Annotated in this window: 27 protein-coding genes and 1 other RNA gene; 9 read left to right on the top strand and 19 right to left on the bottom strand. The window is 35.7% G+C overall.

Translation table 11 applies throughout. From position 1 onward, the window contains the following. The first annotated feature begins 77 nt into the window (after positions 1-77). From OZP13_RS08160 to OZP13_RS08135, 6 genes are all read left to right on the top strand, one after another. Complete coding sequence (locus tag OZP13_RS08160; protein WP_281299290.1) at positions 78-740, top strand: hypothetical protein; 663 nt, start codon at positions 78-80, stop codon at positions 738-740. A gap of 390 nt (positions 741-1130) precedes the next feature. Beyond that, positions 1131-1445: a hypothetical protein gene (locus OZP13_RS08155; protein ID WP_281299289.1), complete on the top strand. Its 315-nt coding sequence runs from the start codon at positions 1131-1133 to the stop codon at positions 1443-1445. A 209-nt stretch (positions 1446-1654) separates the two neighbouring features. Next, positions 1655-2800 (top strand): DUF4934 domain-containing protein, encoded by a 1146-nt coding sequence (locus OZP13_RS08150; RefSeq protein WP_281299288.1) that lies wholly within the window; start codon positions 1655-1657, stop codon positions 2798-2800. Between the two features lie 14 nt (positions 2801-2814). Beyond that, complete coding sequence (locus tag OZP13_RS08145; RefSeq protein ID WP_269243371.1) at positions 2815-3435, top strand: hypothetical protein; 621 nt, start codon at positions 2815-2817, stop codon at positions 3433-3435. Positions 3436-3596: 161 nt separating this feature from the next. Further along, on the top strand, positions 3597-4766 hold the full coding sequence (gene lepB / locus OZP13_RS08140) for a signal peptidase I (protein ID WP_349293517.1): 1170 nt from the start codon (positions 3597-3599) through the stop codon (positions 4764-4766). 11 nt (positions 4767-4777) lie between these two features. After that, complete coding sequence (locus OZP13_RS08135) at positions 4778-7936, top strand: efflux RND transporter permease subunit (RefSeq protein ID WP_281299287.1); 3159 nt, start codon at positions 4778-4780, stop codon at positions 7934-7936. 541 nt (positions 7937-8477) lie between these two features. Here the strand turns inward: OZP13_RS08135 and ssrA are convergent. Next, positions 8478-8874: a transfer-messenger RNA gene (ssrA, locus tag OZP13_RS08130) on the bottom strand. Positions 8875-9016: 142 nt separating this feature from the next. Continuing rightward, complete coding sequence (locus OZP13_RS08125; protein ID WP_281299286.1) at positions 9017-10225, bottom strand: serine hydrolase domain-containing protein; 1209 nt, start codon at positions 10223-10225, stop codon at positions 9017-9019. Between the two features lie 241 nt (positions 10226-10466). Here OZP13_RS08125 and OZP13_RS08120 point away from each other — a divergent pair, with 241 nt between their 5' ends. Then, positions 10467-11669 (top strand): NAD(P)-dependent oxidoreductase, encoded by a 1203-nt coding sequence (locus tag OZP13_RS08120; protein WP_281299285.1) that lies wholly within the window; start codon positions 10467-10469, stop codon positions 11667-11669. Between the two features lie 13 nt (positions 11670-11682). On the opposite strand, the gene OZP13_RS08115 is transcribed toward OZP13_RS08120, so the two are convergent. The 14 genes from OZP13_RS08115 to OZP13_RS08050 form a co-directional block, all read right to left on the bottom strand. Next, the gene (locus OZP13_RS08115; RefSeq protein WP_269243366.1) at positions 11683-12342 is read right to left on the bottom strand and encodes a 3'-5' exonuclease; all 660 of its coding nucleotides are present in this window, start codon (positions 12340-12342) and stop codon (positions 11683-11685) included. Continuing rightward, positions 12342-14252: a DUF294 nucleotidyltransferase-like domain-containing protein gene (locus OZP13_RS08110; protein WP_281299284.1), complete on the bottom strand. Its 1911-nt coding sequence runs from the start codon at positions 14250-14252 to the stop codon at positions 12342-12344. The genes OZP13_RS08115 and OZP13_RS08110 overlap by 1 nt, the downstream gene beginning before the upstream one ends. A 78-nt stretch (positions 14253-14330) precedes the next feature. Next, complete coding sequence (locus OZP13_RS08105; RefSeq protein WP_281299283.1) at positions 14331-15104, bottom strand: TerC family protein; 774 nt, start codon at positions 15102-15104, stop codon at positions 14331-14333. A 78-nt stretch (positions 15105-15182) separates the two neighbouring features. Beyond that, on the bottom strand, positions 15183-15551 hold the full coding sequence (locus OZP13_RS08100) for a DNA topoisomerase IV (protein WP_281299282.1): 369 nt from the start codon (positions 15549-15551) through the stop codon (positions 15183-15185). 60 nt (positions 15552-15611) lie between these two features. Beyond that, a complete protein-coding gene (locus OZP13_RS08095) occupies positions 15612-16184 on the bottom strand; it encodes a pentapeptide repeat-containing protein (protein WP_269243364.1) in 573 nt (190 codons plus the stop codon). Then, positions 16184-16486, bottom strand: a complete 303-nt coding sequence (locus OZP13_RS08090; RefSeq protein ID WP_269243363.1) for a type II toxin-antitoxin system RelE/ParE family toxin — start codon at positions 16484-16486, stop codon at positions 16184-16186. The genes OZP13_RS08095 and OZP13_RS08090 overlap by 1 nt, the downstream gene beginning before the upstream one ends. Continuing rightward, the gene (locus OZP13_RS08085) at positions 16471-16704 is read right to left on the bottom strand and encodes a hypothetical protein (RefSeq protein WP_269243362.1); all 234 of its coding nucleotides are present in this window, start codon (positions 16702-16704) and stop codon (positions 16471-16473) included. The genes OZP13_RS08090 and OZP13_RS08085 overlap by 16 nt, the downstream gene beginning before the upstream one ends. Before the next feature lie 133 nt (positions 16705-16837). After that, a complete protein-coding gene (locus OZP13_RS08080) occupies positions 16838-17059 on the bottom strand; it encodes a DUF6095 family protein (protein WP_281299281.1) in 222 nt (73 codons plus the stop codon). Continuing rightward, complete coding sequence (locus OZP13_RS08075) at positions 16987-17523, bottom strand: hypothetical protein (protein ID WP_281299280.1); 537 nt, start codon at positions 17521-17523, stop codon at positions 16987-16989. Before OZP13_RS08075 ends, OZP13_RS08080 begins: the two co-directional genes overlap by 73 nt. A gap of 16 nt (positions 17524-17539) precedes the next feature. Further along, on the bottom strand, positions 17540-18349 hold the full coding sequence (gene murQ / locus OZP13_RS08070; protein ID WP_281299279.1) for an N-acetylmuramic acid 6-phosphate etherase: 810 nt from the start codon (positions 18347-18349) through the stop codon (positions 17540-17542). A 310-nt stretch (positions 18350-18659) separates the two neighbouring features. After that, positions 18660-19004, bottom strand: a complete 345-nt coding sequence (locus tag OZP13_RS08065) for a DUF5615 family PIN-like protein (protein WP_269243357.1) — start codon at positions 19002-19004, stop codon at positions 18660-18662. A 2-nt stretch (positions 19005-19006) separates the two neighbouring features. After that, positions 19007-19246, bottom strand: coding sequence for a DUF433 domain-containing protein (locus tag OZP13_RS08060; RefSeq protein ID WP_269243356.1), 240 nt, complete (start codon positions 19244-19246; stop codon positions 19007-19009). Positions 19247-19279: 33 nt separating this feature from the next. Continuing rightward, positions 19280-19948 carry a ZIP family metal transporter gene (locus tag OZP13_RS08055; RefSeq protein ID WP_281299278.1) on the bottom strand — a complete coding sequence of 223 codons (669 nt, stop codon included), beginning with the start codon at positions 19946-19948 and terminating at the stop codon, positions 19280-19282. Between the two features lie 113 nt (positions 19949-20061). Further along, positions 20062-20805, bottom strand: coding sequence for a class I SAM-dependent DNA methyltransferase (locus tag OZP13_RS08050; RefSeq protein WP_281299277.1), 744 nt, complete (start codon positions 20803-20805; stop codon positions 20062-20064). Positions 20806-20874: 69 nt separating this feature from the next. On the opposite strand from OZP13_RS08050, the gene OZP13_RS08045 reads away from it, so the two are divergent. Next, positions 20875-22050 carry a THUMP domain-containing class I SAM-dependent RNA methyltransferase gene (locus OZP13_RS08045; RefSeq protein ID WP_281299276.1) on the top strand — a complete coding sequence of 392 codons (1176 nt, stop codon included), beginning with the start codon at positions 20875-20877 and terminating at the stop codon, positions 22048-22050. A 31-nt stretch (positions 22051-22081) separates the two neighbouring features. Continuing rightward, on the top strand, positions 22082-22318 hold the full coding sequence (locus OZP13_RS08040) for a hypothetical protein (protein WP_281299275.1): 237 nt from the start codon (positions 22082-22084) through the stop codon (positions 22316-22318). 91 nt (positions 22319-22409) lie between these two features. Here the strand turns inward: OZP13_RS08040 and OZP13_RS08035 are convergent, their stop codons facing one another. The 3 genes from OZP13_RS08035 to rlmD all read right to left on the bottom strand — a co-directional run bounded on the left by OZP13_RS08035 (position 22410) and on the right by rlmD (position 25235). Continuing rightward, positions 22410-23228 (bottom strand): DUF6048 family protein, encoded by an 819-nt coding sequence (locus OZP13_RS08035; protein ID WP_281299274.1) that lies wholly within the window; start codon positions 23226-23228, stop codon positions 22410-22412. Next, positions 23200-23739: a DUF6452 family protein gene (locus OZP13_RS08030; protein ID WP_269243354.1), complete on the bottom strand. Its 540-nt coding sequence runs from the start codon at positions 23737-23739 to the stop codon at positions 23200-23202. The genes OZP13_RS08035 and OZP13_RS08030 overlap by 29 nt, the downstream gene beginning before the upstream one ends. Positions 23740-23819: 80 nt before the next feature. Continuing rightward, positions 23820-25235: a 23S rRNA (uracil(1939)-C(5))-methyltransferase RlmD gene (gene rlmD, locus OZP13_RS08025; RefSeq protein WP_281299273.1), complete on the bottom strand. Its 1416-nt coding sequence runs from the start codon at positions 25233-25235 to the stop codon at positions 23820-23822. Positions 25236-25552: the final 317 nt, after the last annotated feature.

Genomic DNA, 25552 nt, shown 5'->3' with positions numbered 1-25552 from the left:
ATTATTTGAATGGAAACAAATTTATTGAATTTCTGCACAAATAATGACTTTTTTTAATAAAAATAATAACCAACAATATGAAAAATAAAATAGCAACTATTATTATACTTTGTTCAGTCAGTTTTTTTACTTCTTATGATGCTAAATCACAAAATCAGGCCAAAATCGAAAATTGGTATGGCAAAAAAATAATTCTCCCATCGGCGAAATTAATGAGAAGTGACAATAAAAAACATACAAATCCCCTATCTAGAAAGATTAAAATTGTAACCGTTATTAATGGCAGTTGTGGTGCGTGTGTTATTGAACTAAAAAAATGGAAAGATTATATGAGAACAGTCGATACATCTCAAGTCGGTTTTATTTATCTTATTCAATCAGAGGATGATTTGTTTACATTCAAAGAGTTAAATAGAGATTTTATCAAGTTGTCATACCCCTATTTTTACGATATAAAAAAAGCCATTACTAAAGCAAATAAATTAACAGACAATATGGCATATCATACATTTTTGCTCAACAACAAAAACGAGGTTATTCTAGTAGGAAATCCAAATAAGGATAAGAAAATATTCGATCAGTATAAAATAGAAATAAACAAAAGAACCCCAAAAAAGAACCCTTCTGTTGGTGTTAAAGAAGGAGTAAATGGAACTACAATTAAAATAAGTAATGGATCCATTTATAAAGATAAAAACGGTAAAATATTGTCAACTGTTGGGGGGATAAAATGGTGTTAGACACGAAATACATACCTGATGATAGAGAACCACGGCATTATAACATTAATTGAGGTAATTTAATATTCTTAAAATTTGAAGTAGAATAAATTCCAATTCTACTATTAGCAAAAACTTTGGCGAAATACTGGATAAATAAAAAATCCTCCGGGTTTTAAAAACTAAATAAATCTGACACTATTTAACCTTAAAAAAAGTAGCCTATTGACCTAAACCACCACCCCAGAGGAAGATTTTATAAACGAAAAACAACTTTATAATTTCGTACAATGGCATATAGATAATGCCCTTGTAATGCGTGGCAAAAGTAGCATTCCTTTACCACTTTGCAAAAAACAATAATTATAAAAGGGATTATATACCCGTTTTAAACAAATTAAATTTTATAAAATGAAAAAAATATTAGGAATTTTAGGAGTTACAGTGATGGCTGTAACGATGTTTTTGAGTACCAACAACACAAATGGAGCAAGCTCGGATGTGAATTTGGCTGGGTTGATTGGTATCAATAATGCCAATGCTGAAAATTGCGATGATTATCAATATGTAACAGAGTCGGATGTAACGACGACTTCTATAGTTTACGATTATAAAGGCCGACGATGCACTGAACACACAAGCCAGCATGTAGTGGATTGCGAAGGCTTTGGCCCTATAGTTTGTCCGCACACTCAAACAATTGCTTTGATTTGGTACGATTGTTAATTAATTAAATTTAAAAAAAAACTATGGTTTTAATAAAATACTAATCAATTTAGAGAATAAAGTAACTTTTCGAGAATTCTATAATTTACACAAAACATCTCGAACAGATCCGTTTTGCTAAAGATTCTATAAGAGTTTTTAAAATTTAACCCAATATTTTTTTTATGAATTATTGGGTTAAATTAAACAAATCAATTAAAAATGAAAAAATGAAAAATATTCCTTATAAAAAAATTTACACAACAATTGTAGCTACAATTTTTATCTCATGTGGAACAGTAAAAAACGAACAAATAGAAACAATAAAAGTAGATATTAAATCCGAAAAATCGGAAATTGAATTTGCAGACTACTTTAGCAAGAAAAATGTAGTTGTTTTAGAAACAAACGAAAATTCTACATTTTCATACATCGATAGACTCTTCCTTTTTGATAACAAAATTTTTATTTTTGACAGAAAACTCAATAGTGTTTTTGTATTTAGCAACAATGGCTCTTTTTTATTTAAAATAAACAATATCGGACATGGTCCTAATGAATACCAAGGTTTAGTAGATTTTACAATTGACGAAAAAAACAATAACATAATACTCCATAGCCACAGACCTTATGCACTGTATGTGTATAAACTAGATGGGAGTTTTGTGAAAAAAGTAAAACTAAATGATATCTATAAAAATATAGCGTCAATCGATAACAAGCTGTTGTTTCTAAATGCCGACCAAAAAAAGGAACATTTGCTGTTTGACTATGATATGCGTAAAAACGAAAAAAAAATGGGTTCTTTAGAAATGAATGATCTAGACAAACAATTTGCATTCCATGGAATAATTGCCCCCTATTTAACAAAAGATAAGAACATACACTTGTGCTTACCTTATTCAGAAACAATTTATGAACAAAATGGAAAAGGAGTAGAAGCAAAATATCATATAGATTTTGGCAATGAAAAAATGCCTGAAGACATCTATAAAAGCAAAAAAAATTTTCGTGAATTAATTGAGTTTGGCAGATCTAGTAATTACGGCTGGGGCATCTCAAATTTTAGAGAAAACAAAGATTATATTACCTTTTATTATCAATTATGCAACTTAGTCATTTATTCAAAAAAGGATAAAAAAGCAAAAATTGTTTTATCCGTCCTGAACGACGACATGATTTACGGAAGCTATATTGCACATGATGGTGATGATAATAATTTAGTAATGCAATGTCCAGCATATATATTCAAAAAACAAATGGGCATTTATAAACAAAACGGAAAATGGGAAAAGTTACCTGATAATATAAAAAAAATTGATAATTCGATTAAGGATACAAATAACCCGCTATTATTAATTTACACCTTTAAATAATTTTTTGAGAAAGTATGAAGAAAGTAACATATGTAATAATAATTCTCATTATTTTAATTTGCGCTTTGAGTTATAAAATTAAATTCAATAATAATGATTTTAACACAATTTCTTTATTACAAGATAAAAAGTTAAAGGATTGTAAAACAGAACTAGCAACCTTTGAACAAAATTTTATATATGAAAGAGAGAATGAAAATTTAGAATTAGACGGTAATTTACCATTAATTGATATTGAGGGAAATACAGTTTTGGTAAAAAATATTATTAAAGCGAATAGTTTAGTTCTTCGATTTTCAGAACTAAATTGTGGGGAGTGTATCAATGCTGAAATTAATGCTTTAGTAAACAACAAAAATAAAATTAAAAAGAACGTTATTTTGATTGCTTATTACCAAGATAGAAGAAACTTGTTTGTGTTTTTTAAAGATTTTCAAAATAAGGGCTTGACCAATATTCAAATGTATTTGTTGCCAAATGAAGCTTTACTTATTCCACTAGACAAACTAAATATTCCTTATTATTTTTGTATAAATTCCAATTTAATAATGAATAATTTTTTTATTCCTCAAAAGGACAAGTCAACGCTATCCAAAGTTTATTTAGATTACACATTAAAAAGTTTTTTGAAGTAATGAAGAACAATTGGATTAATAGAATTATAAAAGTAGTTTTTGATGCTAAAGAGCATAGTCATTTTAATAAAACGACATCTGTTTTTTACAATGGAAAAGAATACTTTCATTCCTTTAAAAGCAGTTAACCAAAGAACTGAGTATTACCTTAAAAGAGTTAAATGACCAAAAAAAACAAAAAAGCTTTACTAATCATCCTAGCACTATTTATGATACTGCTAGGTCTGGTTTGGCTGGCTATTATCCTTATACTATTTATATTAGTTTACAGCATATCGATTCGTTACATTCCTTTAATACGCTATGGCTTTTTAAGGAAAATGGTCAAGGGAATTTTCCTGTTTCTCTTGCTGCTATCGTCAACCATTTGCATAAAACTCCTGGCTTTTGAAATTTATAAAATACCCAGCTCCTCCATGGAAAATATGTTGTATCCGGGCGATGTAATTGTGGTCAATAAACTCCAATATGGGCCAAAACTGCCTCGTTCCCCATTTGAGATTCCTTGGGCAAATTTGGCTTTTTACATAAATAGAGATGCCCGATCAAGGATGAAAGAAACCTGGTGGGATTACACACGATTAGGTGGTATTACAAAAATTAAACAAGGGGATGTTTTCGTCTTTTCGTTGAACACTTCGCTAACTTACTTTGTGGTCAAGCGATGTGTGGGGCTGCCTGGAGATACTCTCCGGGTGAATAATGGAGAAATTTATACCAACGACATACTTTATCATTCTCCAAAAACGGTCAATAACAATTGTAGTTTTAGGATCAAAAATAAGGCAAAACTATACAAACTATTTGATTCGTTAAAAATGGAAGGAAACATTAGCCATGATTATAAATCCAAAAACAGGGCTAGTGCGATGTTTTCCATACAAGAATTTGAACTACTCCACAACAAGCAGTGCATTGATTCTATAAAAAAAATAATAGATGTTTATGATGTTTCGAAAGAAAAAATAGTAAAAACCCCAACAAGCCAATGGACTTTGGACAATATGGGGCCTATTGTTGTTCCCAAAAAAGGAATGGAAATCCATTTGAATCCGACTACTTTTATGCTTTATGAAAAAGTATTGCACTTATTCGAAAAAAGTACTATTTCAGAAAAAAATGGTTCTTATTATAGTAATGGAAAAAAGATTACTACCTACAAATTCAAATTGAATTATTATTTTATGATGGGTGATAATAGAAAGGAAACCATGGATTCCAGAAGTTGGGGATTCTTGCCGGAAACCAATATTATAGGCAAAGTGCAATGCATCTTGTTTTCGAATAAAAATGACGAATTTCAATGGAATCGGTTGTTCAAAATGCTCTAAAATAAATTTACATGAAGTCTAATTTTTCGTCATTTACCATATTAACGTGCTTTGTTTGCCTTTGTATCATTGGTGCAAGCATGATCCCTTTATTGAGTGTTCAACTAAATCCATCAAAATCACTTCCTTCTTTGACTGTAAGTTACAGTTGGAATGATGTTTCTGCCAAAGTAATTGAACAAGAAGTTACCTCCAAATTGGAAGGCGTATTCAATACGGTCAAAGGGATCAAAGAAATAAGCTCGACTACCGATAAAGAAAGTGGATCAATCAATATTCAATTCAAAAAAAATATAGACCTGGATGCGGTTCGATTTGAAATTGCCAATCTAATTCGTCAAACTTATTCAGAACTTCCTGAGGGGGTAAGCTATCCCCAATTATCTATAAGTGGTGCAAACGAGAATTCCTCTCCAGTTTTGACTTATAGTATCAATGCGAATGAAAGCCCGTATCTTATTAAGAAGTATGCAGAAAACAACATTCTTCCCAAATTAGCAACAATAAAAGGAGTCAACAAAGTGTATGTGTATGGAGCCGACCCTTTTGATTGGGTCATAAAATATAATTCCGATAAACTGATGCAGCTTTCCATATCCGTTAATGAAATTGAAGGGGCCATTAGATCGAATTTTCAAAAGCAGCAATTAGGAAATGGAAGCTTGATTTCTAAAGACAAGGACGAAACTTTAGCCATTTCGATGGTTTTGATGTACAAGCAGGAAAAGGATATTGATTGGGAAAACATACCCATAAAAAAAATAGGGAATAGAATCATTTACCTGAAGAACATCGCCAAGATTCAGTTTAAGGAGGCTCCTATGCAGGCTTATTTTAGGATAAACGGAAAGAATTCCATAAACATGGTGGTGTATGCTGAAAAAGGAGCTAATACTATTGATGTGGCAAAAGAAGTAAGCAGTGCAATTACAACTCTGAAGAATGAAATAAAAGGTGAATACTCGTTGAAATTAACCAATGATTCCACTCAATATATTGTTGAAGAGTTGCAGAAAATAGAGGCGAAAATGCTGTTTTCTTTATTGATATTGTTTGTGTTGATTTTTGTGACAAGCAGGAGTTTAAAACACATTCTGGTTTTGTTTTTGAGCATTGTTACCAATCTATTGATTGCCCTGATTTTTTATTATGTATTTAAAGTAGAATTGCAATTGTACTCCTTTGCCGGAATTACCATTTCTTTTGGAATTATTATTGACAATTGTATTATCATGATAGATCACCTTAGAAATAAAGGTGATAAAAAAGTGTTCTTGGCCATTTTGGCAACAACCTTAACCACGATAGGAGCTTTATTGTCTACGTTTTTACTCAAGGAATCCCAACAAGCCAATTTAAGGGATTTCACCTTGGTCATTGCCATAAATATAGGTGTATCACTGTTTGTATCGCTTTATTTTGTTCCTGCACTATTAGAAAAAATGCAAATAGACCATAAGAAAAAGCAATTTTCCAGAAAGCGAAAAAGAAGCGTTTTAAAATTTACAAATTTTTATCACAAATTAATTTTAGCGTTTAAAAGACCCCGTTTCAAATGGATATTTGTTGTTGTTTTATTGTTTGGGTTTGGGCTGCCATTACATCTGTTTCCCAAAAACATGGAAGGAGAAGGTTTTATGGCAAAAGCATACAATACAACCCTTGGAAATGAATGGTTTTATGACGAAATAAAACCTACCATAGAAAAAATAGTGGGAGGAACACTTAGATTGTTTACAGAAAACGTCTATGAGAACTCCCATTATACAGATCCAGAAAGAACCACTTTGAGAGTAACTGGAAGCATGCCCGAAGGATGTACCATTGAACAATTAAACGAGGTAATCATGAAGATGGAAAACTACATCAGTAGTTTTAAGGAAGTTGAAATGTTTGAAACCAGAATAACAAGTTACAATAATTCAAATATCTCCATCTATTTTAAAAAAGAGAACGAATTCGGTGGTTTTCCGTTTCAATTAAAAAGTTTGCTGGAATCGAAAGCTATAAGTTTAGGAGGACTGGATTGGTCCGTGAGTGGCGTTGGACAGGGTTTTTCGAATGCTTTGGGATCAGATTATAAAAGCAATCGAATTGAATTGGAGGGTTATAATTATGACAAATTATACTCTTATGCGGAACTACTGAAAGCTCAATTGATTGAAAACTCATCGTCACGAATAAAGGAAGTAGACATAACCAGTGGTGGATCCTGGGGCAATAGCAACTCCCAAGAATATTATTTGGACTTTGATGCCCAAAAAATGGCATTGGCAGCTGTTTCTCAAGGGAGTCTTTATGATTATTTGAAAAAACAAACACATTCAGGTGGAGTAACTTCTTTTGTTCATAATAATGAATTGCAACATGTTAAATTGGTGTCAGATCAATACCAAAAAATGAATGTTTGGGATTTGAAACATATTCCGATTACTATTGGAAAAAATCAATATAAATTAGACCAAATGGCGAGTATTGAGAAAAAAAATTCGGGAAATTCTATTGCCAAAAGTAATCAACAATACCATTTAACCGTTGAATACAACTTTATTGGTACAGAACCCTTGGCTAAAAAAGTAAGAGAAGACAATATAACAGAATTAGAAAGTAAACTACCAATAGGATATAGGGTATTTGAAAATTCAAATGGAGGATGGGACAAAAAAGACAAACAGCAATATTATTTCATATTTGTGGTTATTTTAATTATTTTCTTTATTTGTTCCATTTTACTCGAATCTTTAAAGCAACCCTTCGCAATAATTATTATGATACCGATTTCGTTTATTGGCGTTTTTCTAACCTTCTATCTGTTTGATTTCAATTTTGATCAAGGAGGTTATGCATCATTTATATTGTTGTGCGGAATCAGTGTAAATGCGGCCTTGTATATTATAAATGATTACAACAATTTTAAACGACAATATCCACAGAGGAATTCCCAATTGATGTATTTCAAAGCGTTTAATTATAAAATAATTCCAGTAATGCTGACTATTTTATCTACAATGGTCGGTTTAATACCTTTTGTGTGGGGAGGACAGAATGAGGCTTTTTGGTTTTCATTTGCAGCAGGATCCATTGGGGGATTGTTGTTTTCTTTAATAGGAATATTTATTTATTTGCCAGTGTTTATTGTTGAAAATGATAAAAATGATATAACCGTTTAATACCGGCATACCGGCATACACTAGTTTCGGCAAAGTAGGGATCGAGTAGGGATAGTGTATGGATCAAGTATGGATAGAGTATGAGTAGAGTATGAAATAGAATTGGAATAGAATTGAAATAAAGCATAATAAAACACTAACAACAAATAAGTGATTGCAAGAGGCACAAGGGTATTTATCTATCCTAAAGACGTGCAATGCATTATCGGTAAAGAATATCCGCAGGCGAGATTGTATTTATTGAAGATAAAAAAACATCTGGATAAAGAATCGCATCAACTAATTTCCATCGAGGAATTCTGCGAATATACCGGTCTGAAGATCGAACATGTGGTGCGCTGCATAATAGGATAATAGGGCAGAAAGAGTCTGCTGGGCCACTGCAAACAAGTCCAACCAGTTCAATAACCAGTATGTTTTTTGGTCACCTACCAAGCAATTCTACAAACTAATGGCGAAAGACGAAGAGAGAAAATAGTAAAAACAAAAATGCCCGTAAATCCTAAGATTTACGGGCATTTAGTTCTAATTGAATTTAGATTGGTGGAATCGCCGGGAATCGAACCCGGGTCCAAACAAGCAACTAAAGAGCTTTCTACACGTTTATTTCCTGAATGGGTTTTCGACTCGGAGTTAGGTCAGGAACAACCGCTCTTCGCTTAGCTTCTTTAGTTTCGAAATCCACCCGAAGCTTGTGGAAATCTAGGTTTAAATTTACGATTCACCTTGACCGACCGCTATAAACCAAAGCTTTCGAGATGAATCCTGCTTTCCTACCTGGTAGGACGAGGCTAATCTTACTATGATTCAGATTATGCAGCAAGAGCGTAGTTTCCTTCGCCGTGTAAAATGTTTGAGACCTTTTATTTACGAGAATTGTCCCAGTTCTCGACGTGCTTACTTTTCAATTCGACTTGCTGTCAAAACCAGTCGACCCCATTTTTATTTTTTGCAAATATAAGGCAATAAATGCCAAATTCAATAGCAATTTCAATGCCAATATTTAAATGTTTAAATCTCTGTTATAAAACTTCCATCTCCAAGCTTCTAACTTCCCACCTCTAACTTCCCACTTCCAAACTATTCATCTTCGACTTTAAACGGATAATCTCCAAACAGTACTGACAGCTTTCTAACGGCATAGGTGCTCTTGGTGTATTTATTGGACAAGGCAATTATGGTAGCGTTTTCGTCTTTTAGAGTAATGTAAGAGGAAGTAAAACCGTGCCACCAACCGTTATGGAAATAGAAATTTTTGCCATTGGGCCAATTCACCATTCGAATGCCCAAACCATAATTTTTGGTTCCTGGATGTTCATTGCTATATCCAGTGTAAACTTGGGACAATAATTCAGGCTCCAAAAAAGAAGGTGAATTTCGGGCTCTGTCAAATTTCAATAAATCTCTGGGAGTGGAATAGATGTTTTTGTCTCCATAAACCTTGTCCAGATAATCGATGCCTATTTCTACTTTATTGCCTTTATAAGATGGTGCTACATTATGTTTGTCTTTGTCAAAATCCAAAACAAAAGTATTGGTCATGCCTAGTGGTTTAAATATCATTTGACTCATCGCTTCTCTATACGAAAGCTTGGTGACTTTTTCGATAATCAAGGCCAACATGGCATAATTGGTATTGCAGTAAGCAAATCGGGTACCTGTTTTTTGTTCCAAACCAATATTCTTGGTTCCCATAATGGTCAAAATATCTTGATTGGTCAAGGTGTTGTGTCTGTCCCAAACGCTTTTGTCTCGATCCGTAAAATAGGCATAACTACGCATTCCGCTTCGGTGGCTCAACAGCATTCTTACGGTAACATCCGGATAAGGAAATTCTTTTAGATAATAGGTCACTTTCTGGTCCAAGTCAATTCTTTTGGCATTGACTAATTTCAAAATGGCCGTGGCCGTAAGAACTTTGCTCACCGATGCGATATGAATGGGAGTAGTGCTCGTAATGGGTGTTTTGTCTCTAAAATTGGCATATCCCTCGTATTTTTCATAGATGATTTGGCCATTCTTGGCCACAAGAAAAGCACCGTTCATGCTGTTGTTGGGCCAGTTTTTATTGTAAAAAGAATCTATTTTTCTTTTTTTCTCGGCAATATAATCAGCGGTAAGGATAGGGGTTTCATTTTCTAAAGGTTTCATCTTGGGCAACATGCCTTTTGGTAGTTCTGAATCTTTTAATTCGGCTTCTGAAATTTCCTTTGTTTCTTTTTTACAGGAACTTGCAACTAATAATAGGACAAGTATTTGTAGTATATTTGTGCGTTTGATAAAATTCATTTTTAAGTTAGTCGAAAGACAAATATATAGAATCAATTTCTTTTGGTTTATCTGTTTTTTGAAAACCTTAACAGTATTATTTTATTTTTTTTACAGTTACTATTTATCCTGTTGGTTTTCAGTTTTTAATGGTTTTAAGGCTTTAAATTTTAAAATATTGGAAACCCGGATCAAGATATAGTGTTATATTTGTAACAAATGCAAGTTGTTGGGTTGTAATAATTAAAAGTATTCGAAAGACATGAAATTCGGAATTATAAAAGAGCGCAAAAATCCGCCAGACAAGAGAGTTGTATTTTCTCCAGACGAATTGGCACGATTAAAACAACTGCATCCTGACCTTTCGGTAAAAATTGAAAGTTCGGACATCAGGGTTTTTAACGACGACGAATATAAAAATAGAGGAATCGAGCTGACAAACGACATCAGCGATTGTGATTATTTGTTCGGTATAAAAGAGATTCCAGTAGAAAATTTGATTCCCGATAAATCGTATTTCTTTTTTTCGCACACCATCAAAAAACAGCCCCACAACAGAAAATTGTTACAGGCCATATTGGAAAAAAACATCGATTTATACGATTTCGAAACTATTGTCGATGCCCAGAATCACAGATTGGTTGGCTTCGGAAAATATGCGGGAATTGTTGGTGCCTACAATAGCATCAGGGCTTTTGGAATAAAATTCGAATTGTTCAAACTTCCAAAAGCAGAAACGCTTTCAGGAAAAGACGCCTTGATAACCCATTTGAAGCGCCTGGTTATGCCACCATTGAAATTCGTGGTTACCGGAACCGGAAATGTGGGCAGCGGTGTCAAAGAAGTTTTGGATGCCATAAAAATCAAGGAAGTTTCGATTGAAAATTATCTGGCCAAAAACTTTACGCAATCCGTTTATACCCAAATTCACGCATCGGATTACAATCGAAGAATAGATGGAAAACCTTTTGAATTTAATGATTTTTCACAAAATCCACAAGAGTACACTTCCAATTTTGAGCGTTTTGCCAAAGTGTCCGATATTTATATTACGGCACATTTTCACGCCAATGGAGCTCCAGATATCCTGACTCGCGAAATGCTTCAAGCCCATGATTGCAAAATAAAAGTGGTTGCAGATATTTCGTGCGACGTCGATGGTTCTATTGCTTGTTCCTTGAGAACATCGACCATTGCTGAACCTTTTTATGGTTATTTGCCAAGCGAAAACAGGGAAGTAGACGTTTTTCATCCAGCCGCCATAGTGGTGATGGCAGTGAATAATTTGCCTTGCGAATTGCCCAAAGACTCCAGTGAAGGTTTTGGCGAAATGTTTCTGGAACACGTGATTCCCGCATTTTTCAATGGCGACAAAGACGGAATTCTACATCGAGCCAAAATCACCGAAAGAGGAAAACTGACTCCAAGATTCAGCTATTTGCAGGATTATGTGGATGGAAAATAAACAGGTTTTGCCCTTATTTGATGAACAATTGTTTCAAGGTAATTTCTCCTTTTTCTCTTAATTTCTTCAGGATTTTCAAGAAAGCAATGGCCGTAATATAGGCATCTCCCATGGCGGTATGCCTGTCTTTTTTCGAGATGTCGAATTTATCGGCTAGCTCGTCCAGGGTATAATGCTCTTTTCGCTCCAAAAGATAGGATTTGATTAGCGTCTTTTTGTACAGCGTTGCGGTGTCCAAAGTCCTGTTTTTTAATTCCGGCAATCCATTTCTCTCCAATGCCTTGTTGATCATGGTGACATCAAATACGGTATGATGGGCAATGATGATGGAGTCGCCCAGAAAATCTAGAAACTGTTGTAAAGCCTCCAATTCGTTGGGGCGATCCAAGACAAAATCTTTCAATATTCCGTGGATTTGTGCCGTCGCTTTGTTGTAATGTTCCTGTACAATATAAACTTCAAAACTGTCTTGTACAGAAATCGTGTTGTTTTGCAAAACGATGGCGCCAATGCAAAGTATGCGGTCCTTTTCATAGTCGAAACCTGTAGTCTCGGTGTCCAAAACAACAAAACGGGTCGTGTTGATGTCGCCCAATAAATCTTCGTCAGTTGATTTTTCGGAAGTGTCCCAAACAAAAGACAGTATGGTTTTTATTTTTTCGGAGAAACTCATTATAATATATTTGAAACATTAAATCGGATGGAAATAATCTCTTGCAATTCCTTGATGGTTTTAAAAGTGCTTTTCAGTTGTATTTTTTCTGATTTGGACAAGGATTCCAAGGCAATATATTGACCGGAATCATTATGTGCAAGACCTTGTCGAGTCCTGAATTTCAGCAATACTTTATAGGCTTGGGCGCATGCCGTGAAGAGTTCGCTATTTTCGGGTTCTAATTCTGCCAGTTTTTCAAAGCGTTCTACCGTATTGCTGATGGATTTTACGGCATGGTAAAGAATCAATACTCTGGCTGCATCGGCCAGTGGCATCAAAGCCCTGTTTTTTATGTTGAAGAAGTCTTTGTTGACTCCGTCTTGTTCCAATAAAAATTGCCTGAAGAACCCCGTTGGTGAAGGGCTTTGAAGTGCACCACCAACCAAGTGAACATAAAAGATGGGATTGGCTTTTACATTTTCAAAAATAAAATCCGACAAATTGTTGGTGAGTTCGCTATCGCCAAATGACAGGCTGTAATCGAAAAAGATGAAGGACAACAATACTTCGGTTTTCCCGGTATTGGTAATCCAGCGGTAGATCATTTCTTTCCATTGGCCAAGGCTTAAACACCATTTCGGATTGGAAGCCATCATTTCGGCAGGGCAATATTCATAACCTATGTCAAAGAGGCCTTTATTAACATAAGTGGCCAATTCCAAGAAATACTTTTTGGTTTTTTCTTCCAACTCTTCCGGAACATCTTCATAAATCAAGGCGTTGTCCTGGTCGGTTTGCAGCAACTGTTCGCTTCTTCCTTGACTGCCCATGGCCAACCAAGCAAACTTCACGGGCGGAGGCGTTTCCATTTTGTCCAATGATATGGCAATGACTTGTTTGATGCAGGCATCGTTTAATTCCGTGATTATTTTGGAAGTCAGCATCGTGGGGATATTTTGGTCGATGTAGCCTTGCAACAATTGCATAATGCGGGCTCGTATGGGTTTTAAATGCTTGGCTTTCTTGGCTCTTTTTATGGCTTTTATCAACACGGCCGGATTATTGCCCAAGGATACCATGACATCGTGTTTGGATAACATTCCAACGGCTTTGGAATTGACCGTGCCATCTTTCGTGATGCATAAATGGCTGATGTCACTTTTCATCATCGCCATTTGGGCTTGTGTAATGGTCATTTTCTTGGGATAGGTAATAACGGGAGCAGTCATAATTTCGGCGGCAGTGGCCGTAATTGGGAATAGTCCGGTCACGATTTTATTCCTCAAATCTTTGTCGGTAATAATGCCGATGGGCAGCATCTCTTCTTCCACGACGAGGATGGCACCCACATTTTTTCGGATCATGATTTCGGCAATGTCTTTTGCCGTAGTTGTTGCATAACAGCTGATTAATTTTTTGGAATATTTTACGGGATGCAAGTCCAATAGTTTTGCCTCAGCGTCCAGTGAATCCTCTCCATATAGTTTCCCTCTGTGACTTTTGGAGTAGGGATGGAGCGTGTTGGAGGCAAAGCTTTCTATCAAAAAATTACCCACGGCTCTGTTTTCCAATGCATATGGCCTAAATATAGTCAAAGGAATGGCATAAAGAATAGTTTCCTCATAGGCTCTGGCTTCCATTTGGTAGTTTTCATTGGCGATAAGTGGTCTCAATCCGAAAATATCGCCTTCATCACACATATCCAGAATATCGTTTTGCCGGCTTGTTCCAAGGGCTACGGCTCCTTTGTGAACCACATAAAAACTGTCGTGGGTTTCTTCGTTTTCGGCAAACACGACACTGTCTTTTTCTTTGTAAATGATGGATATTTGTTCCGAAATACTTTCCAGTTCTTTTTGTTTTAAAAAACTGAAAGGAGGATAATTTTTTAAAAAATCGGCTACTCTATGGGATATCGTGTTTTTCATGACGCTTGTTTGTGGAACGAAGTTAATTTTTTTTAGAATAAAAAAAGCCCCATAAAGGAGCTTTTTTGTTTGACTATTTTATTTCTTTTTCTTGTCGATTTTCATGTTTAAAAACTCCACAAACAACGAGAAGCTAATGGCAAAATACAAATACCCTTTTTGCACGGGAGTGACGTGGCCGCCAAAGATTAAGGCATTTGATAAATGGGCACTTTCAGTAATCAACATAAAACCGATAAGTATCAAAAACGACAATCCCAGAATTTGGATGGAAGGATGTTTGTTGACAAAAGCACCAACAGGAACGGCAAATTGCATCATGATCAACACCGAAATGACTACCGCAGTAATCATGATATAAAGTGCGCCTTCAACGCCGTTTGTCATGCCAACTGCCGTCAGGATGCTGTCAAAAGAGAAAACTAAATCAATCATGATGATTTGTAAAAGTACGCCTTGAAAGGATTTTGAGGCCGCCTTGCCGATTTCTTTTTCTTCCTCGCCTCTTTCATCCACTTTGTCATGGATTTCTTTGGTGCTTTTATAAATCAGGAATAAACCTCCAAACAACAAAATGAGACTTTGGCCCGTAACTCCTGCGGAAAACCAACTAAAATCAATGTAAAACCAAGGTTTTTTCATCTGAATTAAAAAACTGATGCCAAACAACAGCGCAATTCTCATGAACATGGCCAGAAACATACCAATTTTTGTGGCTTTTTTGCGTTTTTCTTGAGGCAATTTCCCGGTGACAATCGATATGAAAATAATGTTGTCTATTCCCAGTACAATTTCCAGAAAAGTTAATGTTAACAAGGCAATCCATGCATCTGGATTTAAAAATACTTCCATTTTAAGTGTAAATTTAGGGGTTATGAATTATGCGTTTTTGTAGATTTAAATCTGTAAACTGCGACTGAACACTGAATGCTAGAGTTTAATGACGGTTCCGCGCTGCTTTTCGTCGCTGCCCACGATTCCGAATTCAAAGATATAGGAATTCTTGGTAGTTGTCAAAATTTTTATGGTAATTGCTTTTTTTTCCGCCATGTTCTTTGGGTGAATTTTTTGGATGACGTATTCACAATCGCTGACCCATCGAATGCTGGAAGTGTCGGTTTTGCCTTCAAAAGTTTCAATTTCGATGCTGTCTTTGCGTTCAAAAACGGTAGTTTTTTTCACGCCGTCCACTTCATGTTCAAATTTGAATTTCCCGGTTTTGAAATCCTTGCAATTTTTTTCTGCGTTGTAGCAAGACAGTAGCAATAGTGTCGGAAGAAGAAAGATTATTTTTTTCATTTCATTTTTTATTACAGTTTTGACTCCCCTCTCCTTTGGAGAGGGGCTGGGGGTGAGGATTTACTCAATTTTTATGTCGTATTTATCCAATAATCCCACGATTCCTTGGGTCGAAAACTTGGCTTTACGCATTGGATTGGCTTCAGGATCAATTTTATAATTGTAAGCCGTCCTGAAATCAGCTCCCGCCAATTGGGTGTCGTTAAAAATGGCGTTATCCAAATTACAATTTTCGAAAGTCGAATTCGTAAGATTCGTTCCAATAAATGAAACTTCTTTCATCGAGCAGGTATTGAACTTGGTCTTCGGCATTTTTTTGTTGGCAAAAGACGAATAATCCAAAAGGCAATCCTGGAAACTCACGCTAAACATAAAATCGGCACAGGAATTAAACTGGATTCCCAGTAATTTGCAGGTTTTGAAATGAACCGTTTTCAAGCTCGTTCCGTCCAATTGCATCATCGAAAGATTGCAATCTATGAATTCACAATCCATAAAAGTATTGTTCCAGAAATTGCTGTTCGAGAAATCGCAGTTCTTGAAAACGCAGTCCTCAAACTCCCGATTGGTGACTTTTTTGTCCGTAAAAGAAACTTTTTCGAACGTTTTGTGGGTGTGTATGAGGTTTTCCATTAGAATTTTTTGGGTTTTCTTGCGGTATGTCTAACTCGAAGAATTTGAATACAATCAGTAGTAATTTGATATGAAATCATATAATCATAGACGAAGTAAGCTCTAAAACTTCCGTCGTTGTTGTTTTTCTTTGAATCGAGTTTGTAGATTTCGGGTTTGGTTTTTAGAATTTCAGTGCTGTCAAAAATTTTATCAATCACTTTATCAGCAATCTGAATGGATTTGCTTTCAAAAAGAATATAAAAATGAATGTCTTCCAATTGTTGCAATGCATCGGAAGCCCAAATTATTTTCTTCCCCATTTTTTTGAAATTTCCCTTGCTTCATCCTCAGAGTGAAAATGACCATTCTTGATGCTTTCCAATGCTTTTTCAATATCGATATTGTAATCAACATTGGTAGTTTCAGCAGTTATTGAGTTTGTGGAAAGCAAAAGGCGTTTTAATTTCTCGACAAAAGTAGGGTCTTTCACTTTGTCAATTTCTTGATGTATCCAATTTATTTCGGCTTGAATATCCATAATCTAATTTTTAGTAAAGATACAAATTATACCAATTATATTTTATTTGTCTTACTTATAAATTTGTGGTATAATGCCGATATAACAAAATAATAGTACAATATATTGGGCTATATATTTTGTATAATCGGTATTAATCGTTAAATAAACTGCGCACCATTGTTTTCAGTCCCAAAACGATTAAATATACGGAGCCAATGCAAATGGCGATTCCTACTGCCAAAACCAAATAATGCCACACATTTTGCTTGTTGATGAACGCATTGTAAATCAAGGAGGGACCTATAAAAAGCAAAGGCAAAGCCCAAGCCAAGTATTTGATTCCTTTGGATAAAAGTTCTTTGTTGGTTGCCATTTTTTAAATCTAAATTGTAAGCCGTAGCCGTTTTGATTGGAAACTATATTAAGTTCAAAATCAGAAGTGTTAGTACTCGTTTTTTTTAAACCTTCATTGTACAAATCGAGACTTTCTTTCATTTTTTTGTTTCTTCCAGATAAAACAGGAATTGAAGTGATTAATGATGCTAAGCCTACATAGGTAAGAGCAGTTGGGTAGGTTATGTCGGCTGTTGCTCCAGAAAGAAGATCGGCAATGATTAATCCGCCACCAAATCCAAGTAGAAAACCTCCAACAGAACTTTTGGTTCTCGAAGCTTTGTAAAGGGATAAAGCCTCTGTGTTAGATGCCAATAAAGTTTTGACTTCACTGTTTGATATTTTTTTTCCACCAACAAAAAAGCGATCTTTTTCAGTTGTTATTTCTTGTGAAAAGGCTTTTACACAAAGTAAAATAGTAAATAGTAAAATTAATTTTTTCATTTTTTTTGATAAGGGATTATTTATGGTTGTCAACTGCTTTTCGAACACTTCCGTATTTTGCAAGTAATTCAGCCGCTTTTTCGTATGAAACGGGAATTTCTCCCATAATCATTTTTACGCCGCGATCCACGAGTTTGCTGTTGCTCAATTGCATGTCGACCATTTTGTTGCCTTTCACTTTCCCCAGTTGAATCATGGAGGCCGTCGAAATCATGTTGAGTACTAATTTTTGCGCTGTTCCGGCTTTCATTCGGGAACTTCCCGTAACAAATTCTGGGCCAACAATCACTTCTATCGGGAATTTTGCCGTTTGCGAAAGCGGACTTCCCGCATTGCAGGAAATACTTCCCGTGCTGATATTATTTTCGTTGCAGGCTTTCAAACCGCCAATTACATAAGGTGTGGTTCCCGAAGCGGCAATTCCCACCACGACATCATTTTCGTTGATGTTGTGTTCTTGTAAATCAATCCAGGCTTGAGTCGCATTGTCTTCGGCATTTTCTACCGCCCTGCGAATGGCTTTGTCGCCACCGGCAATGATTCCGTTGACCAAGTCAAAAGGAACGCCAAAGGTTGGCGGACATTCCGAAGCATCCACAACGCCCAAACGTCCTGAAGTTCCAGCTCCAATATAGAACAATCGACCGCCGAGTTTCATTTTGGCAACAATTTCGGTAACCAAAGCTTCGATTTGAGGCAAGGCTTTTTCCACGGCAAGAGGCACGGTTTTGTCTTCCTGATTGATGTTAAACAATAATTCCTGAACCGACATTTTTTCTAAATGTTCGTATTTCGAGGATTGTTCGGTGGTTTTTGTAAAGGTCATTTTATTGAGTTATAAAGAAAAATAGTAATGAAAATAGCAGAAAAAACATTTAGAATCATCGAGGAATTTAAAAATATTTTTTTTGATTCCTTGTCTAAAAATAGAAATTTATTAAAAAGGAAATCTATTGATATGTAAAACAGAATTATAAAAAAATTAAGTGCCAATTTACCCAAAATAAACGTGTATAAAGAATTTTGTATAATTTCTTCAAATTGTTCTTTACTTCCAATATAAAAGAAAGTAGTTGCTAAAATGGTAACTAAAGCAAAGATGTTTAAAACAGAAAATGTTTTTTTAATAGACTTAATTAACTGACACATTCAATATGATTTTCTTTAGCAACAATAAGTCTTGAAGTCTCAATTTCGGCTTGAATTTTGTCCCAATTGCTGTTGAAATACTGATGCAATTGTTTCAAGGATAAATTGCCTAATTGGAAATAAATAATTTTTGGAGCATTTTCCGAAACCAAAAATCGGTTGTAGAAGTCGGTGTTTTTTGTGAGAATGACCAATTCATTTTTCAAAGCATAATTCCATATTTCGGTATCGCTCATTTGCAAATCAATGTCGGAGACAAAAATAAATGAGTTTGAATTGAAGAAACTGAAATATTTTGGCAAAATTACATCGACTAAAAATGAAAAATTCATAGTTAACTAGCTAATTGAACATCATTTTTATAAGAAGACAAGTTTTTTAGGGCAAAAGCGATGCAAGCCTGAATATCCTCTTTTTCCAGGAAAGGATAGGCTTCCAAAATAGTTTCCACAGAATCTCCTGCCGACAAATATTGTAAAATAGTTTCCACAGTAATTCGCATTCCTCTAACAGTTGGTTTGCCATTGCAAACGTCTGGTTTTATGGTGATTCTTTCTAAAATTGTTGCTTCCATTTGTGATTGTTTTTACAAATTTAGTGAATTAATCTATATAAAATACGCCAACACCACCCCGAAAATAATCATCGAAACCTTGGCGATATTGAACTTGTGTCCTTCGCTGGTTTCAAAAATAATCGTGGATGAAATATGAAACAATATCCCGATCACAACAGCTGTAATTTCGGTATAATACGCATTTAATGTTGGGAAATAATCGGATATGATGGTTCCCATTGGCGTCATCAGTGCGAAAGTTAACATAAAGACAAAAATGGCTTTTGAGTCCAGCTTAGAATTGATAAAAAACAAGGTCAGGATGATGGCTATCGGAAAGTGATGAATGGCAATTCCCAGCGCTAAACTGTGGTGATGACTTACCGGGAATCCTTCCAGAAAGGCGTGAATACACAAGCTGATAAACAACAACCAAGGCATGTGGTACATTTTGTCGTGACCATGTACGTGACCGTGTTCGGCACCTTTGGAAAAAAATTCCAAGATAATCTGGAACAAAATTCCAGCCATAATGAAGATTCCAATGTTGTGATTGTCGCTTTCGTAAACGTCCGGCAACAAGTGCATCACGGTTAAAGAAAGCAAGAAGGAACCGCTAAATGCCAATAATAATTTAAGGCTGGTTTTGCTTTTCGGTTTTAAAAACAAGGCAATGCCATAACCTGTCAAGACTGAAAATAAGGGTAAAAGGTAATTCATTTATTGTTTAAAGGTTTAAAAGTTTAAAGTTGTTTAAAAGTTTAAGGTTGTTTAAGAGTTTAATTTTTTAAACAACTTTAAACCATTTTAAACAATATTCAACCATAATCTAACTATTTAAAAATCATGATTAATCGTTCGCTTTCGGTTTTGTGGAATTTTTTCAATTTGTAGTCTCCAAAAATATCCAAGAGATAAATCCCCGCTTCATCCATCATTTCTTCAAAATCCTTTAGTGTCAAGGCTTTTACTTTTTCGGTAAAATGAAATTTTTCGCCTTGGTCTTCAAAGTCGATTTCCTTGTAAATATGGCCATCGCTTACATAACGCTTGATGTGAAAATCAATTCCGTCCACCGTTTTTACTTCTTCGGGAACTAAATTTTCAATGACTTGGTTCACGTTCATGAAGTCGATTACGGCAAAACCATGTTCGGTCAGGCTTTCTTTCATTGCCTTTAAAGTGGTCAGGTTGTCTTCGTCATTTTCGAAATAACCAAAACTGGTAAACAAATTGAATATGGCGTCAAACTTGTCTTCGAAAGTCTCGCGCATGTCATGCACCTGAAAATGCAGTGTTTTATTTTGGTTTTTATTGGCTTCGGCAATGCTGTTTTCAGACAAATCAGCACCAATGACTTCATAGCCCAATTGGTTCAGATAAATGGAATGACGCCCTTTGCCACAACATAAATCCAAGACTTTAGCTTTCTCTGGAAGGTTGAGGTAATGGGTCAAATTGTCCATAAAAACTTGTGCTTCCCTGTAATTTCGTTCTTTATAAAGGATGTGGTAATACGGAGTGTCAAACCAGGAGGCGAACCAGTTGTGGTTTTTGGGTTTTAGTGAATTCGGCATTTATTCTTTTTCTATTAATTCAAGTCATGCAAATTTAGTGTATTTTTGCACCGAATACTTGATTTTACAATGGAAAATAATTTTAGAATGATTGCCAAAACCTTTTTTGGTTTTGAAGAAATACTGGCAAACGAATTGAAAATGCTGGGCGCACAAGATGTGGAACAAGGCGTGAGAATGGTGAGTTTCAAAGGAGACAAAGGGTTTATGTACAAGGCGAATTTGTATTTGCGAACCGCTTTGAAAATCCTGAAACCTATTTATTTCTTTAAAGCCACCAACGAACAGGCTTTGTATAAAGGAATTTCAGGCGTGAATTGGTCGAAATATCTTAATGCCAACCAGACTTTCGTGATTGATGCCACCGTGCATTCCACTTACTTTAATCATTCGGAATTTGTTTCCCAAAAATGTAAAGACGCCATCGTGGACCAGTTTCGAGAAAGAACGGGACAACGTCCGAGCATCGAGAAAATCCATCCCGATTTGAGAATCAACATCCATATCGACAAAGACCAAGTTTCGGTGGCGTTGGACACCTCGGGGAATTCTTTGCACCAACGTGGTTACAGAACAGCCACCAATATTGCTCCAATCAACGAAGTATTGGCGGCAGGAATCCTGTTGCTTTCGGGTTGGGACGGACAAGGCGATTTCTTGGATCCCATGTGTGGTTCGGGAACTTTCTTGGCCGAAGCCGCAATGATTGCCTGTAATATTCCGGCCAACATTAACCGCAAGGAATTTGCTTTCGAAAAATGGAACGATTGGGACAATGATTTGTTTGACCAAATCATGGATTCCTTGATGAAGAAAGTTCGGGAATTTCATTACACCATAAAAGGATACGACAAAGCGCCATCGGCAGTTTTGAAAGCCAAAGACAATATCAAAAACGCCAATCTGGACGAATACATCACCATCGAGGAAAGAAACTTTTTTGACACGGAAAAAACCTCGCAGGGAAAATTGCATATCGTTTTCAATCCGCCTTATGACGAACGATTGGACATTCACATGGAAGAATTCTACAAGAATATTGGAGACACTTTGAAGAAAAATTATCCGGGAACCAACGCTTGGTTCATCACCGGAAATCTCGAAGCTTTGAAATTTGTGGGACTAAAACCTTCCCGAAAAATCAAGCTTTTCAACGCCAGCATCGAAGCAAGATTGGTTAAATATGAAATGTATGAAGGCAGCAAGAGAACGAAGTTTCAGGTTACGGACGACAGTGTTCAGTAATCAGTTTCTAGAAATTTAAATACCTTGAAAAATGACAAAATTACAAGTGCGTGCCTTTCTATACCAACTGGGTTGTTTTGCGATATTGTTTATCTCGTTCCGATTTTTGATTGAAAAATACACCAATTTGGAAGGCTTGTGGATTCCGTTTACCGCTTTCGTGGTGGGTACCATTTTATCACCTAAATTTCAAGCCGCCAAAACCAAAGACGGCGAAAAATTATTCATGTCCTGGTTGTTTATAAAAGGAATCAAGGAAATAGGGTAATTTTAGAATTCATTTCGACGAAGGAGAAATCACATATCGAGAACAATTAATGAGATTTCTCCTTTGTAAAAATGAAAAATTTAGTGTTAAATTATTTCTTTTCCGGCTTGACAACCTTTTTATAAAGTGGAACAAAATAAGTTATGGTATAGTTGAATCCAGCTCCAAAATTTCCGGCATAGGTTCTGTTGAATCCCGGAATGTAAAGATTTTCGAAGTCATCGCTTGGTTTCTTGTCATAGACCAAAGTGTTCATTCGGAGACTGAATCCCACAAATATATTGTTGTACACTTTTACTTTTACGCCCGCAACGACTTCAATCCAGCCTGCGGTTAAACCATTAAAGGTCTCTCCGGAAGTTTTCCAAGGCATTTCACCCCAATAAGGATAAGGATTATAAGTTTTGTAGCTGTTCAATTCTTGGCTAAAAGTGCTAAAACCACCTCGCAATCCGATGGAGATAATGTTCTCCATATCCAACCAGTTTTCGTAGAAATTATAATCAAAACCTACTTTTAGGTAAGTTCCTTTGGTGGTGGTATTCAAACGATCGTCTTCGGTGGTTTTGTCTTCGCTTCCAATTTCGGCTGCTGCATAATAATTTTTCGTCAAGCGGTAATCGCCCACCAATTCGATTCCTTTGTAATTTTCATCATATAAACCACGGGTCAATTTATATAAATCAACGCCCACACGTACACCATAACGATCCTTTTTCACGGGAACAATAGTGTCGGTTTTCGTTGTTGTCGAAGTTTTTGCCGCAGCTTGTTTTGGCGCTTCAGGAATAACGCCTTCTATTTTCTTTTTTTCGGAGGAATTAGCCTTTGGAATAGTGTCCTGTGCTTGTGAAAAAGACAACGACATCAGCAGTCCAATACTAAAAAAATACTTTAATGTGTGTTTCATTTTCGTTATCTATGTTACTTTTTTCGACCGAAATATATTGCATCCATTTTAGTTTGGTGGCTGGTACGGAGGTATGCACAATGGCATTGGTTGGACTAAAGACAAAAAGGGTTTTAAAACCACAAGCTCTTGATACAAAAACATCGTTTCGTGTATAATTGAACGTGACTTTGTCAATGTCTATCAATGTGGGATTTGGGTTGCCGGAATTGAGGATAAAACTATAAGTTGTGGTATCCACGTCCGTTTTTAAAGGAATCGAAATGGAACTTCCATTTACCAAATACTGGGCTTCACCCGTTGCACTCGGATTAAAAACGATGCCTTCTGTCATTCCTTCTCCAATGACTTTTAGATTGGTCACGTTTTTTAATATTGAAGAATCACTGATGTTATAGAATTCGATTACCAGCCTTGGCGTGGTGGGCGTATTGGCATCGCAAATATCGTCTTTCTCGCAACTGGAGGAAGAGAACGTGGCTATCAATAAAAGTGCAATTATTTTTTTCATATATTTTTTAAATGACAACGGTAAAAATTATTTTTCAATGAAAATAGTGCTAACTGATTACTGCGACTGAACACTGAATACTAATTTCTCTTCTCCAAAAGTACGACATTTTCCACGTGATGTGTTTGTGGAAACATGTCCACGGGACGAACACGGGTTACCTTGTATTTTTCGTCCATCAAAGCCAAATCTCTGGCTTGCGTGGCCGAGTTGCAACTCACATAAACAATTTTTGAAGGTTCTATTTTCAGTATTTGTTCAATCACGTCCTTGTGCATTCCGTCTCTCGGTGGATCGGTGATAATCACGTCGGGTTTGCCGTGTTGTGCAATGAAACTTTCGTTGAAAACCACTTTCATGTCACCTACATGGAATTCGCAATTGATGATATTGTTGCGTTCGGCATTGGCCTTGGCATCAATGATTGCTTCAGGAACACTTTCCACACCTATGACTTTTTTGGCTTTTTTCGACACGAATTGGGCAATCGTTCCCGTTCCGGTGTATAAATCATAAACGGTTTCCGTACCTGTCAATCCAGCAAAATCACGAGTGATTTTATATAATTCGTAGGCTTGATCGGAATTGGTTTGGTAAAAAGATTTGGCATTGATGCTGAATTTCAACCCTTCCATTTCTTCCAAAATGTAATCGCGACCTTTATATAATTTGATGTTGGTATCGTATAAAGTGTCGTTGGCCTTGTTGTTGACCACATATTGCAAGGAAGTAATCTGCGGGAATTTTTCGTAAATGTGGTCGAGAAGTAACTCTCTATTAGCTTTGTCATTTTCGAAAAACTGTACTAAAACCATAATTTCTCCAGTCGAAGCGGTGCGCATCATCAAGGTTCTCAACAAGCCTTCGTGTGCTCTTGGATTGAAAAAAGTCAAACCATTTTCATTGGCGAAAGCCCTGATTTCATTGCGAATTTGGTTCGAAGGATCTTCTTGTAAATGACATTTATTGATGTCCAGAATTTTGTCCCACATTTTCGGAATGTGGAAACCCAAAGCATTTCGGTTTCCTAAATCTTCGGTACTATCTATTTCTTTTTCGGTTAGCCAACGACTGTTCGAAAACGAAAACTCCATTTTGTTTCTGTAGAAAAATTGTTTTTCGGAACCCAAAATCGGCTCGAATTCGGGAAGTTCTATTTTTCCAATGCGTTGCAAATGGTTGAAAACCTCGTTTTGTTTGTAGTACAATTGCTGGCTGTATTGCATGTTCTGCCATTTGCAACCACCACAAACACCAAAATGTTCGCAAATTGGTTCGATTCTATGCTCTGAAAATTCGTGGAATTTCACCGCTTTTCCTTCATAATACGCTTTGCGTTTTTTGAAAGTTTGCACATCGACCACGTCGCCAGGAACGACATTGGGGATAAAAATTACTTTTCCATCTGGGGCTTTTGCCACCGATACGCCTTTTGCACCTGCATCAAGGACTTTTATGTGATCAAAAACGATCTTGTCTGTGTTTTTCTTTGCCATAGCGCAAAAATAAGTCTTTGAATGGTTTTATAAATTCAAATTGGGAAATATTTTTGAAAAGTCTGGTTTATTTGGTTAAAATTTGAATTTTTGAGCTAGCAGTTATTAAGAAATATTCATTGTTAATGGCTTAAAAATTAAACGATTAATGTTTAATATGCTTTAAAAAAAGAATAAATCTAAATAAACAACGAATAATGCACTTGGTAGTTCTTTTTAAGGCTTTCATCGAAAAAAAGTACCAACCGGATTTTATTTATTTAGTTTAGATTTAGAATTCACAAATTGTTGACAATTATCCTAAAATTTTGTTGAAC

Source organism: Flavobacterium limnophilum, from assembly GCF_027111315.2.
Lineage (GTDB): Bacteria > Bacteroidota > Bacteroidia > Flavobacteriales > Flavobacteriaceae > Flavobacterium > Flavobacterium limnophilum.
The sequence above is the reverse complement of the archived record's forward strand: the minus strand, read 5'-3'. Positions and strand labels throughout refer to the sequence as shown.